At 67.4% G+C, this 12,113-nt stretch carries 12 protein-coding genes; 8 read left to right on the forward strand and 4 right to left on the reverse strand.

What is annotated here, in order from left to right; all coding sequences use genetic code 11:
- Window positions 1-32: 32 nt before the first annotated feature.
- The 3 genes from AU188_RS24055 to AU188_RS24065 are packed head-to-tail and all read right to left on the reverse strand — an operon-like array spanning window position 33 to window position 4,491.
- Window positions 33-1,628: an acyl-CoA carboxylase subunit beta gene (locus AU188_RS24055; RefSeq protein WP_059165985.1), complete on the reverse strand. Its 1,596-nt coding sequence runs from the start codon at window positions 1,626-1,628 to the stop codon at window positions 33-35.
- Window positions 1,625-2,773 carry an acyl-CoA dehydrogenase family protein gene (locus tag AU188_RS24060; RefSeq protein WP_059165986.1) on the reverse strand — a complete coding sequence of 383 codons (1,149 nt, stop codon included), beginning with the start codon at window positions 2,771-2,773 and terminating at the stop codon, window positions 1,625-1,627. The genes AU188_RS24055 and AU188_RS24060 overlap by 4 nt, the downstream gene beginning before the upstream one ends.
- Complete coding sequence (locus AU188_RS24065) at window positions 2,770-4,491, reverse strand: acyclic terpene utilization AtuA family protein (RefSeq protein ID WP_172799594.1); 1,722 nt, start codon at window positions 4,489-4,491, stop codon at window positions 2,770-2,772. The genes AU188_RS24060 and AU188_RS24065 overlap by 4 nt, the downstream gene beginning before the upstream one ends.
- Before the next feature lie 275 nt (window positions 4,492-4,766).
- Between AU188_RS24065 and rpmF the strand changes: the two genes are divergently transcribed.
- The 8 genes from rpmF (at window position 4,767) to mspA (AU188_RS24100) (ending at window position 11,590) form a co-directional block, all read left to right on the forward strand.
- Window positions 4,767-4,940, forward strand: a complete 174-nt coding sequence (gene rpmF / locus AU188_RS24070) for a 50S ribosomal protein L32 (RefSeq protein WP_059165987.1) — start codon at window positions 4,767-4,769, stop codon at window positions 4,938-4,940.
- A 77-nt stretch (window positions 4,941-5,017) separates the two neighbouring features.
- Window positions 5,018-5,707 (forward strand): two-component system response regulator MprA, encoded by a 690-nt coding sequence (mprA, locus tag AU188_RS24075; protein ID WP_059165988.1) that lies wholly within the window; start codon window positions 5,018-5,020, stop codon window positions 5,705-5,707.
- Complete coding sequence (locus AU188_RS24080) at window positions 5,707-7,176, forward strand: HAMP domain-containing sensor histidine kinase (protein ID WP_059165989.1); 1,470 nt, start codon at window positions 5,707-5,709, stop codon at window positions 7,174-7,176. The genes mprA and AU188_RS24080 overlap by 1 nt, the downstream gene beginning before the upstream one ends.
- Window positions 7,177-7,349: 173 nt before the next feature.
- A complete protein-coding gene (locus AU188_RS24085) occupies window positions 7,350-8,690 on the forward strand; it encodes a S1C family serine protease (protein ID WP_059165990.1) in 1,341 nt (446 codons plus the stop codon).
- A 20-nt stretch (window positions 8,691-8,710) separates the two neighbouring features.
- Complete coding sequence (locus AU188_RS24090; protein WP_172799595.1) at window positions 8,711-9,256, forward strand: MogA/MoaB family molybdenum cofactor biosynthesis protein; 546 nt, start codon at window positions 8,711-8,713, stop codon at window positions 9,254-9,256.
- 55 nt (window positions 9,257-9,311) lie between these two features.
- Entirely contained in the window at window positions 9,312-9,470 is a 159-nt protein-coding gene (locus AU188_RS25605; RefSeq protein WP_172799587.1) for a hypothetical protein, read from the forward strand.
- A gap of 319 nt (window positions 9,471-9,789) precedes the next feature.
- The gene (gene mspA, locus AU188_RS24095; protein ID WP_059165991.1) at window positions 9,790-10,422 is read left to right on the forward strand and encodes a porin MspA; all 633 of its coding nucleotides are present in this window, start codon (window positions 9,790-9,792) and stop codon (window positions 10,420-10,422) included.
- A 535-nt stretch (window positions 10,423-10,957) separates the two neighbouring features.
- Window positions 10,958-11,590 (forward strand): porin MspA, encoded by a 633-nt coding sequence (gene mspA, locus AU188_RS24100; protein WP_059165992.1) that lies wholly within the window; start codon window positions 10,958-10,960, stop codon window positions 11,588-11,590.
- 55 nt (window positions 11,591-11,645) lie between these two features.
- Here the strand turns inward: mspA (AU188_RS24100) and mscL are convergent, their stop codons facing one another.
- A complete protein-coding gene (mscL, locus tag AU188_RS24105; protein WP_059165993.1) occupies window positions 11,646-12,107 on the reverse strand; it encodes a large-conductance mechanosensitive channel protein MscL in 462 nt (153 codons plus the stop codon).
- Between the last annotated feature and the right edge of the window lie 6 nt (window positions 12,108-12,113).

The raw sequence follows: 12,113 nt of genomic DNA on the forward strand, positions 1-12,113 counted from the left end.
CAAGTACACCGAAATCACTGACATCTCGGCGCTCACATCCGGAAGACGCCGAAGTTCGACGTCCCCTTGATCGGGCCATTGGCGATGGCGGACAGACACATCCCGAGGACCGTGCGGGTGTCGCGCGGGTCGATGACCCCGTCGTCGTACAGTCGGCCGGACAGGAACATCGGCAGTGACTCGGCCTCGATCTGCGCCTCCACCGCGGCCCGCAGCGCCGCGTCGCCTTCCTCGTCGAAGACCTGGCGGCGGGCTTCGGCGGCGGCGCGGCTGACGATCGACAACACGCCCGCCAACTGCGCACCGCCCATCACCGCGGATTTGGCGCTGGGCCACGCGAACAGGAACCGCGGGTCGTAGGCACGTCCGCACATACCGTAGTGGCCGGCGCCGTAGGACGCGCCGATCAGCAACGAGATGTGCGGAACCGTCGAGTTCGACACGGCGTTGATCATCATCGAGCCGTGCTTGATCATGCCGCCTTCCTCGTACTTGCGGCCGACCATGTAGCCGGTGGTGTTGTGCAGGAACAACAGTGGCGTGTCGGAGCGGTTGGCCAGCTGGATGAACTGGGTGGCCTTCTGCGACTCCTCGCTGAACAGCACCCCGCGCGCGTTGGCCAGGATGCCGATCGGGTAGCCGTACAGCCGGGCCCAGCCGGTCACCAGCGACGAGCCGTACATCGGCTTGAACTCGTCGAATTCGGAGCCGTCGACCACGCGGGCGATGACGTCGCGCGGGTCGAACGGGATGCGAAGATCGGCGGGCACGATGCCCAGCAGTTCTTCGGCGTCGAAGAGCGGCTCGGCGACCGGGGCCGGCGCGGGTCCCTGCTTCTGCCAGTTCAGCCGCGCCACGATGCGGCGTCCGATCCGGACCGCGTCGGGCTCGTCGATTGCGAAGTAGTCGGCCAGACCGGAAGTGCGGGCGTGCATTTCGGCCCCGCCGAGGGACTCGTCGTCAGCGTCCTCGCCGGTGGCCATCTTCACCAGCGGCGGGCCGGCCAGGAACACCTTCGAGCGCTCCTTGATCATCACGACGTGGTCGGACATGCCGGGAATGTAGGCGCCGCCGGCCGTCGAGTTGCCGAACACCAGCGCGATGGTCGGAATGCCCGCCGCCGACAGCCTGGTGAGGTCGCGGAACATCTGTCCGCCCGGGATGAAGATCTCCTTCTGAGTCGGCAGGTCGGCGCCGCCGGACTCCACCAACGAGATCACCGGCAGCCGGTTCTGCAGCGCGATCTGGTTGGCGCGCAGGATCTTCTTCAGCGTCCACGGGTTGCTGGTGCCGCCCTTGACCGTGGGGTCGTTGGCCACGATCAGGCACTCCACCCCCTCGACCGCCCCGATGCCGACCACCACGCTGGCGCCGACGGTGAAGTCGCTGCCCCATGCGGCGAGCGGGCTCAACTCCAGGAACGGCGAGTCCGGATCGAGGAGCAGCTCGATGCGCTCGCGCGCGGTGAGTTTGCCGCGGTCGTGGTGACGCTGAACGTATTTCGAGCCACCGCCGGCCAACGCCTTGGCGTGCTCGGCCTCGAGCTCGGCAAGCTTGACGGTCATCGCGGACGCCGCCTCGTCGTAGGCGGGTGACGCGGCGTCGAGCGTGGAGTGCAGTGCCGTCACGATTGATATCCCAACGTCTTCGCGGCCAGCGAGGTGAGGATCTCGGTTGTGCCGCCACCGATTCCGAGGATGCGCATGTCGCGGTACTGGCGTTCGACCTCGGACTCTGACATGTATCCCATGCCGCCGAACAACTGCACCGCCTGGTTGGCCACCCATTCGCCGGCCTCGACCGCGGTGTTCTTGGCGAAACAGACTTCGGCGATCAGGTTCGTCTCGCCGCGTAGCTGCCGCTCCACGATGCTGCGGGTGTAGACCCGCGCGACGTCGACGCGGCGCGCCATTTCGGCCAGCGTGTTCTGCACCTGCTGGCGCGAGATCAACGGGCGGCCGAAGGTCTCGCGGTTGCGGCACCACTCGACGGTGAGGTCGAGGCAGCGCTGCGCACTCGAATATGCCTGCGCGGCAAGACCGACGCGCTCGGAGACGAAGGCTCCGGCGATCTGGACGAAGCCGGTGTTCTCCGCGCCGATGAGGTTGGCGGCGGGGACGCGGACGTCGGTGTAGGACAGTTCGGCGGTGTCCGACGACCGCCAGCCCATCTTGTCGAGCTTGCGGGTGACCTCAAATCCGGGGGTGCCCTTGTCCACCACGATCAGCGAAACGCCCGCGGCTCCGGGCCCGCCGGTACGCGCCGCAGTCACCACGTAGTCGGCGCGCACGCCGGAGGTGATGTAGGTCTTGGCGCCGTTGATGATGTAGTGATCACCGTCGCGCTCCGCTCGTGTGGTCAGGTGTCCGACGTCGGAACCGCCGCCCGGTTCGGTGATCGCGAGGCTGCCGATCTTCTCGCCGCGCAGAGTCGGCCGGACATAGGTGTCGATCAGCCGCTCGTCACCGGATGCGATCATGTGCGGCACCGCGATACCGCAAGTGAACAGCGACGCGAAGACCCCGCCGGGCGATCCGGTGTAGTGCATCTCCTCGCAGATGACCACCGCGTCGGCGCCGTCGCCGCCGCCACCTCCGACCGCCTCCGGGAAGCCGGCGCCGAGCAGTCCGGCCTCGCCGGCCTTGCGGTGCAGTTCGCGGGGCAACTCGCCGGTCCGCTCCCACTCGTCCACATGCGGAAGGATCTCGCGTTCGGCGAACGCGCGCACCGTCTTTCGCAATTGCTCACGTTCGGGGGTGTGCCAGATGCTCACGGGAGTAGCTCCTCAGGGATGTCCGAACAGAATTCGACAGGGATGTCGACGGTCCTGCTGCGCAGCCATTCTCCGAGCCCTTTGGCCTGAGGGTCGAAGCGGGCCTGATAAGCGACGCCTTCGCCGAGGATGCCCTCGATGACGAAGTTCACTGCCCGCAGATTGGGCAACAGATGGCGGGTGACGGTCAGATCGGCGGTCTCCGGCAGCAGCTCGCGCAGCTTGTCGATGGTCAATACATGCGACAGCCACCGCCACTGCTCTTCGGTGCTTACCCAGACACCGATGTTGGCGCTGCCGCCCTTGTCTCCGCTGCGGGCGCCCGCGACGGTGCCCAGCGGCAGCCGCCGCGTCTCCCCGACCGGAGGCGGCTCCGGTGACCCGGACGGCGACACCGGCGCCAGCTCCATTGTCTCGGTGGCGGGCGGGATCTCGACACGGCGGCCGTCGGCATGCACAGCCACGTGCGGCACCTCGGTGGCCGCGACGAACGCGGGCCTGAACACGCCGTACACCTGTCCGTGTCCCGGCGGGCTGGTGGCGTGGAAACCGGGGTAACTCGCCAACGCCAATTCCACTGCCGCCGAGGAGAACTGGCGACCGACATTGGCCGGGTCGGGGTCGCGGACCACGCACCGCAACAGTGCGCTCGCCGCCTCTTCGGTGTCGGCGTCGGCGTGGTCGGTGCGCGCCAGCGTCCACTCCATCTCGGCGGGCTTGACCGTCAGGCTGCTCTCCAGCTGACGCCGCACCAGGTCGGCCTTCGCCTCGATGTCCAGGCCGGTGAGCACCAGCGTCATCTCGTTGCGGAAACCGCCGATGCTGTTGAGCGAGACCTTGAGCGTCGGCGGCGGCGGCTCGCCGCGCACCCCGGAGATCCGCACCCGGTCCCGGCCGTCATCGGACAACTCGATGCTGTCCACCCGCAGTGTCGCGTCCGGGTTGGCATACCGCGCGCCGCCGATCTCGTACAGCAGTTGCGCGGTGACCGTGTCGACGGTGACCGCGCCGCCGGTGCCCGGGTGCTTGGTGATGACCGAGGTGCCGTCCGAGTGGATCTCGGCGAGCGGAAAGCCCGGATGGGTAAGGGTCGTCAGGTCGGGAAAATCGCGGGCGAAGAAGGCGTAGTTGCCGCCGGTCGCCTGGGCGCCGCACTCGATGACATGGCCGGCCGCCACAGCGCCGGCGAGCCGGTCGTAGTCCGTGCGACGCCAGCCGTGATGCGCGGCGGCCGGCCCGACGATCACCGACGCGTCGGTCACCCGGCCGGTCACCACCACGTCGGCCCCCGCCTGGAGACACTCGACGATGCCCCACGCGCCGAGATAGGCGTTGGCCGCCAGCGCCGAGCCGAACCCGAACTCGTCGGCGCGCCCGAGCAGGTCGTCGCCCTCCACGTGCGCGACGCTGACCGAAAGTCCCAGCCGGTCGGCCAGTGCGCGCACCGCCTCGGCCAGCCCGGCGGGGTTGAGCCCACCGGCGTTGGCCACGATCCGCACACCGCGGTCGAGCGCCAGCCCGAGGCACTCCTCGAGCTGGGTCAGGAACGTCTTGGCGTACCCGCGGGCCGGGTCCTTGGCGCGGTCGCGGGCCAGAATCAGCATGGTCAGCTCGGCCAGGTAGTCGCCGGTGAGGAAGTCCAGGTCGCCGCCGGTCAGCATCTCCCGCATCGCCGCCAGCCGGTCGCCGTAGAAGCCCGAGCAGTTGCCGATGCGCACGGGCCCGGCCTGCAGAGCCGGATCAGGAACAGGGGAGGAGGTCACGCAGGCTCCCTTCGTTGCGGGCCTCAACCAACCGGTAGGTTAGCGGGTACCGGCGGTATCGCGTCAAGGCATCTGCCACACGGGTTGGCCGAACGAGTCGCTGTTTTGGAGGCTACGCAGGTCGTTGGCTATCCTGAAGGGCGCCGCGCACGCGAGGAGCGGAAGAACTCCAGCCGACGCTGCACCGACGCGTGGCGCATGCACTCAAGCCCTCAAGAGGAGACCCGATCATGGCTGTGCCCAAGCGCAGGATGTCGCGCGCGAACACCCGTAGCCGGCGTGCGCAGTGGAAGGCCAAGCGCACCGAACTCGTCGGCGTGAACGTTGCCGGTCGGCAGCACAAGGTGCCGCGTCGGCTGCTCAAGGCCGCCCGCCTCGGCCTGATCGACCTGGACCGCCGCTAACGCTCTGGCACCATTGCCGGCCCCGCCGGCGGCGCGCCTCTCAGGTCACTCTCAGATAGGGGGTCGACACTGTGGCTGTGCGCATTCTTGTCGTTGATGATGACCGCGCCGTGCGCGAGTCGCTGCGCCGTTCCCTCTCCTTCAACGGTTACTCCGTCGAACTGGCTCAGGACGGCGTCGAGGCACTGGACCTGATCGCCAGCGATCGGCCCGACGCCCTGGTGCTCGATGTGATGATGCCGCGGTTGGACGGCCTCGAAGTGTGTCGCCAGCTGCGCAGCACCGGCGACGACCTGCCGATCCTGGTGTTGACGGCGCGCGACTCGGTCTCCGAGCGCGTCGCGGGCCTCGACGCCGGCGCCGACGACTACCTGCCGAAGCCGTTCGCCCTCGAGGAACTCCTGGCTCGCATGCGGGCGCTGCTGCGTCGCACCGGCCCCGAGGACGACGGCGCCGAGTCGGCCGCGATGACGTTCTCCGATCTTTCGCTCGACCCCGTCACCCGCGAGGTCACCCGGGGCCAACGCCCGATCAGCCTGACCCGCACCGAGTTCGCGTTGCTCGAGATGCTCATCGCCAACCCCCGCCGGGTGCTGACCCGCAGTCGCATCCTCGAAGAGGTGTGGGGATTCGACTTCCCGACCTCCGGCAACGCCCTCGAGGTGTACGTCGGTTACCTGCGCCGCAAGACCGAAGCCGAAGGAGAGCCGCGACTGATCCACACCGTGCGCGGGGTGGGTTATGTGCTTCGCGAAACGCCTCCCTGATGTCCGCACCGAGTAACGGGTTTGCCCCACAACCTGATTCGCGCTATCCGCAGTCGAGAACGAGTTCGGTGTCGCTGCGGTGGCGCGTGATGCTGCTGGCGATGTCGATGGTGGCGATGGTCGTGGTGCTGATGGCGGTGGCCGTCTGGGCGGTGGTGTCGCGGGCCCTCTACGACGACGTCGACAACCAACTACGCACCCGGGCCCGGCTGTTGATCGAGAGCGGATCGCTGCAAGCCGACCCGAGCAAGGCCATCGAGGGCACCGCCTACTCGGACGTCAACGCGATGCTGGTGATTCCCGGCCGGGCCATCTTCACAGCCAACCAACAGGGGCAGACGCTGCCGCTGGGCGAACCCGAGAAGGCGGTGCTGCGCGGAGAACTGATCATGTCGCTGCGCACGGCCAATCATCAGCGGGTGCTGGCGATGCACTTGCCCAACGACAGCTCGCTGCTCATCTCCAAGAGCATGGTGCCCACCGCACAACTGCTCCGACGCCTCAGCACGGTGCTGATCATCGTCGGCGGAGTCGGGGTTGCGGTGGCGGCCATCGCCGGTGGCGCCGTCGCGCGGGCGGGACTGCGCCCCGTGGCACGGTTGACCGAAGCCGCCGAGCGGGTGGCGCGCACCGACGACCTGCGGCCCATTCCGGTCTTCGGCAGCGACGAACTCGCCCGCCTCACCGAGGCGTTCAACATGATGCTGCGTGCGCTGGCTGAATCCCGCGAACGCCAAGCCCGCCTGGTCACCGATGCCGGCCACGAACTACGCACCCCGCTGACGTCGTTGCGCACCAACGTCGAACTGCTGATGGCGTCGATGGCCCCCGGTGCGCCGCGGCTGCCGGAGGAAGAGATGGCGGATCTCCGCGCCGACGTGATCGCCCAGATCGAGGAACTGTCGACGCTGGTCGGCGATCTCGTCGACCTGACGCGCGACGACGCGAGCGTCACCGTGCACGAATCGGTCGACGTCGCGGAGATCGTGGACCGGTCGCTGGAACGAGTTCGCCGCCGCCGCAACGACATCGAGTTCGAGACGACGACCACTTCATGGCTGGTCTACGGCGACGAGGCGGGGTTGGGCCGCGCCGTGCTCAACCTGCTCGACAACGCCGCGAAGTGGAGCCCGCCGGGCGGCCGCGTGGTGGTGCGCCTGGACCAGATCGATCCCATGTATGCCGAGTTGGTGGTCTCCGACTTCGGCCCCGGCATCCCGCCGCAGGAGCGGTCGCTGGTGTTCGAGCGCTTCTACCGGTCGACGACGGCGCGGTCGATGTCGGGCTCGGGCCTCGGGTTGGCGATCGTCAAACAGGTGGTGCTGAAGCACGGTGGTTCGCTGCGCATCGAGGACACCGTGCCCGGCGGAAATCCACCGGGCACGTCGGTGCACGTCGTACTGCCGGGGCGACCCACGCTGGATGTTCCCCCCGAGCGCAGCGTTCCCCGACACGCGCCCGCCGAGTAGCACCGTGGCGGCTCCCGGTCGACGATGATTGACGTCGGCGGGAACGGGGGAACGAATTGGGTGTGTCCCGAACGTTCTCTAAGTGGATTCTCAGCCCGACTGGGCACTGTTGACCATGCGTCCAGCGTTGTGCAGATATCGGACCCTAGAAGAGAAGGAAGAGCCCGAGCGACATGACGAACCACCCGAGGTACTCGCCGCCGCCCCCGCCGCCCGGTCGTCGGCCGATCGGTCCTGAGCATGCGGCGCCCGGCTACCCGGGTGCCGCCCAGCGCCCCGGCATGTACCCGCAGCAGCCGTATGACTGGCGTTACGCGACGCAACAGCATGCGACCCAGCAGCAGTTCCGCGCGCCTTACGACCCCTACCGCGGTGCGCCACAGCCGCTACCCGGCCAGCCCCGGCAAAAGCGTTCTCGCGCAGGCGCTTTGACAGCCGGTGCAGTGGCAGTAGCTGTCGTCTCGGCCGGCATCGGCGGCGGGGTGGCGCTTCTGGTGCAGCCCGACGGACAGTCGGCGACATCGGCGATCGGCGGTGCCGCGCCGAGCGTGCCCGCCGCCAGCCTCCCGGCGGGCAGCGTCGAACAGGTCGCCGCGAAGGTGGTGCCCAGTGTGGTGAAGCTCGAGACCGACATGGGCCGGGCGTCCGAAGAGGGCTCCGGGGTCATCCTGTCCTCCGACGGGTTGATCCTGACCAACAACCACGTGGTCTCGGCGGCTCAGGCCGCCCCGGGCGGCGGTCCTGGCGGCGGGCCGACCAAGGTCACCTTCTCCAACGGTCGCACCACCTCGTTCAGCGTCGTCGGCACCGACCCGAGCAGCGATATCGCTGTGGTGAAAGCGCAGGGGGTATCTAATCTGACCCCGATCGCCATCGGGTCGTCTGCGGACCTGCGGGTCGGTCAGGACGTGATCGCCGTCGGCTCGCCACTCGGCCTGGAGGGCACCGTGACCACGGGCATCATCAGCGCGCTGAACCGGCCGGTCGCGGCGAGCGGTGATGCTCGCAATCAGAACACCGTGCTCGACGCGATCCAGACCGACGCCGCGATCAACCCCGGCAACTCCGGGGGCGCGCTGGTCAACATGAAGGGCGAGCTGATCGGCATCAACTCGGCGATCGCCACGTTGGGTGCCGACGCCGGACCGCAGGCGCAGAGCGGTTCGATCGGACTCGGTTTCGCGATCCCCGTCGATCAGGCCAAACGGATCGCCGACGAGCTGATCAAGAACGGCACCGCCGCACACGCCTCACTCGGCGTGCAGGTGGGCAACGACGCATCGATCGACGGTGCGCGGATCGTCGAGGTCACCGACGGTGGCGCCGCCGCCGCGGCGGGCCTGCCGAGCGGCGTGGTGATCACGAAGGTCGACGACCGGGTGATCAGCAGCGCCGACGCGCTGGTCGCGGCCATCCGGTCCCGGGCGCCGGGTGACAAGGTCACGCTGTCGTACCTGGACCCGTCGGGTAGGACGCAGTCGGTCCAGGTCACGCTCGGAAAGGCGCAGCAGTGACGCCGACCGACTCGATTCCGCTGAGAGTGGCCGCGCCGCTGTCGCAGCCCGCATATACGGTTGCACTCATGGAACAGCCAGGGGAGTTGGTGGGCCGCGCGCTGGTGGTCGTGGTCGACGACCGCACCGCACACGGTGACGAGGAGGACCACAGCGGTCCGCTGGTCACCGAGTTGCTCAACGAGGCGGGATTCGTCGTCGACGGCGTCGTCGTGGTCTCCTCCGACGAGGTCGAGATCCGCAATGCGCTCAACACCGCGGTGATCGGCGGGGTGGACCTGGTGGTGTCAGTCGGCGGCACCGGTGTCACGCCCCGCGACGTCACCCCCGAGGCCACCCGCGACATCCTGGACCGGGAATTGCTCGGCATCTCCGAGGCGCTACGGGCCTCCGGGTTGTCCGCGGGCATGATCGACGCCGGAGTGTCCCGTGGGCTGGCCGGCATCTCCGGCAGCACGCTCGTGGTCAACCTCGCCGGTTCCCGCGCAGCGGTACGCGACGGCATGGCGACGCTCAATCCGTTGGCGGTCCAGATCATCGGCGAACTGTCCAGCCTGGAAATCTGACCGTCGCGCGCGCCTCCTGCGATAAATGTGATCTTCATCACAATCGGGCCGAAATATGACCGAACCGTCTAAGCGAGCCAGGGACGCGCTCGACGACGTTTTCGGAGAGGCTCTGCCGCAGTTCTCGGCCGACGAGCGCGATACTCCGTCGCCCGACGACGAAGCCGAACGCGATCGTTGGCTACGGGAAAACCTTCCGCCGCACCATCTTTGACACACCTTGCGGGCACAACGCCATTCCCCAGCCGGTCGACGGCCGAGTAGCGGCCGTGACGCTCGAAGGCGCAGAGCCGGGCGCCGATGTTACGCCCAGGTAACCGCATGTCACAGCGCCGCTAGGTGACGCCAGAGTAAATATCGGCGGGCCGGTAACGTCCCGTACACCTGCTGCGATCTCACGTTGCCGGGCTGGTACGCGACCGTTAAGTTTCCTCGTGCCGAGATGAGCAGCATGTGTGGGCAGCAGTAGGGCCACGCACGAACAACAGAGCACGGTGAGCCCACGGCTGACCGCCGACGAAGCTAGGGAGAACATGAAGGTATTCAGTCGGGTGGTGATTGCGATGGTGGCGGCTGTCGCGTCGTTGTTCGTGAGCACGGGCACCTCGCATGCGGGGCTGGATAACGAGCTGAGTTTGGTCGACGGCCAGGACCGGACGTTGACGATCCAACAGTGGGACACGTTCCTCAACGGCGTGTTTCCCCTGGATCGCAACCGGCTGACGCGCGAGTGGTTCCACAGTGGCCGCGCGAAGTACATCGTGTCCGGCCCCGGGGCCGATGAGTTCGAGGGCACGCTGGAGTTGGGCTATCAGATCGGCTTCCCGTGGTCGCTGGGTGTGGGCATCAACTTCAGCTACACCACCCCGAACGTCCTGTTCGACCAGGCGCCGCCCAACCTCGACCCCAGCGCGGGCTTCCTCACCACGCCGAACTTCTTCCCGGGCGCATCGATCAGCGCCGACCTGGGCAACGGGCCCGGTATCCAGGAGGTCGCGACGTTCTCGGTGGATGTCGCGGGCGCCAATGGCGGTGTGGCGGTGTCCAATGCGCACGGCACGGTGACCGGTGCCGCCGGTGGGGTGTTGTTGCGTCCGTTCGCGCGGCTGATCTCCTCGGCCGGCGACAGCGTCACCACATACGGCGAGCCGTGGAACATGAACTGACTTCCTGAGCAACACGACAGCCCCCGGATCCCTCCGGGGGCTGTCTTTTTGTCGTCTGCGAGTTGGCCGTGAAGTTGCCGGTTGGTAAACAACAAAACTACTTTGCTGGTGATCTTGGTCACGGCCGGTCACCGGGCCGCAACGTCGCGCGCACACTCGATGTTCGCCGGTAGCGCTGCAGGACTCGACCGCCCGCCGCCGGCGGAGGTGAAAACGCCAGCCTGACACGTTGTGACATGCACGGCGCCGTTCCGAAACGCTTTGTCGCAAGCGTTAATCGCGTGACGATCCAAATTGAGCAATCGATCCTCCGCGGTGTTGCGCGCTGGAATTCGATCGCTCACTCGCGTTGCCGGTTCCCTTCGGCGCCGTTATGTTCCTCGTGTCAACCGGTGAGCGAGACGTACGAGCACGGTGTGGGTTCTCTGATTTGCTCCGCATGCGCTCATACGTCGCGTGGTGGTGGTAGCGCCGGCACGGACCGACAACAGTTGCGGGCCCACAGGGGGCGCGCATCGATAGCGCTAGGGAGAACATGAAGGTATTCAGTCGGGTGCTGATTGCGATGGTGGTCGCCGTCGCGTCGTTGTTCATGAGCACGGGCACCTCGCATGCGGGGCTGGATAACGAGTTGAGTTTGGTCGACGGCCAGGACCGGACGTTGACGATCCAACAGTGGGACACGTTCCTCAACGGCGTGTTTCCCCTGGATCGCAACCGGCTGACGCGCGAGTGGTTCCACAGTGGCCGCGCGAAGTACATCGTGGCCGGCGAGGGTGCCGACGACTTCGAGGGCACGCTGGAGTTGGGCTATCAGATCGGCTTCCCGTGGTCGCTGGGTGTCGGCATCAACTTCAGCTACACCACCCCCAACGTTTTGTTCGACCAGGCGCCGCCGAACCTCGACCCGGCAACCGGCTTCCTCACCACACCGAACTTCTTCCCGGGCGCATCGATCAGCGCCGACCTCGGAAACGGTCCGGGCATTCAGGAGGTCGCGACGTTCTCGGTGGATGTCGCGGGCGCCAATGGCGGTGTGGCGGTGTCCAATGCGCACGGCACGGTGACCGGTGCCGCCGGTGGGGTGTTGTTGCGTCCGTTCGCGCGGCTGATCTCCTCGGCCGGCGACAGCGTCACCACCTACGGCGAGCCGTGGAACATGAACTGACTCCCTGAGCAACAAAGACAGCCCCCGGATCCCTCCGGGGGCTGTCTTCTTGTCGTCAGGACTTGTCGGCGCTGGTCGTCTTCGCGGTGTCGGGGTCCGGGCCGGTACCGGGGCCCGCACTGTGCGCCCCCGACGACGAGCCGTTGGTCTCGGCGAGGATGTTGCGGATCTCGGTCAGCAGGGACAGTTCGGTGTCCTGCGCCTGCTCGACCTCGCCCCTCTTGCGCAGCCGGTTGTAAGGCATGACGACGAGGAAGTACACCACGGCGGCGACGAGGATGAAGTTGATTGCCGCCGACAGCAGCACGTTGAGGTCGATGGTCTGGCCGCCACCGATGCCGATGCGCAGTATGCCGTAGTCGGATTCGCCTCCGGCGCCGATGCGGTTGATCAGGGGTTGAATGATGCTGTCGGTGAACTTGGTGACGAGTCCGGTGAACGCGGTGCCGATGACCACCGCGACCGACAGGTCGACGATGTTGCCTCGGGCGAGGAATTCTTTGAAGCCCTTCAACATTGTCTC

Source organism: Mycobacterium sp. IS-3022, from assembly GCF_001500065.1.
Lineage (GTDB): Bacteria > Actinomycetota > Actinomycetes > Mycobacteriales > Mycobacteriaceae > Mycobacterium.

Coding starts and splice junctions, on each gene's coding strand:
- rpmF (WP_059165987.1), top strand. CDS start 4,767: ATGGCTGTGCCCAAGCGCAGGATGTCGCGCGCGAACACCCGTAGCCGG.
- AU188_RS24080 (WP_059165989.1), top strand. CDS start 5,707: ATGTCCGCACCGAGTAACGGGTTTGCCCCACAACCTGATTCGCGCTAT.
- AU188_RS24085 (WP_059165990.1), top strand. CDS start 7,350: ATGACGAACCACCCGAGGTACTCGCCGCCGCCCCCGCCGCCCGGTCGT.
- AU188_RS25605 (WP_172799587.1), top strand. CDS start 9,312: ATGACCGAACCGTCTAAGCGAGCCAGGGACGCGCTCGACGACGTTTTC.
- mspA (WP_059165991.1), top strand. CDS start 9,790: ATGAAGGTATTCAGTCGGGTGGTGATTGCGATGGTGGCGGCTGTCGCG.
- mspA (WP_059165992.1), top strand. CDS start 10,958: ATGAAGGTATTCAGTCGGGTGCTGATTGCGATGGTGGTCGCCGTCGCG.
- mscL (WP_059165993.1), bottom strand. CDS start 12,107: ATGTTGAAGGGCTTCAAAGAATTCCTCGCCCGAGGCAACATCGTCGAC.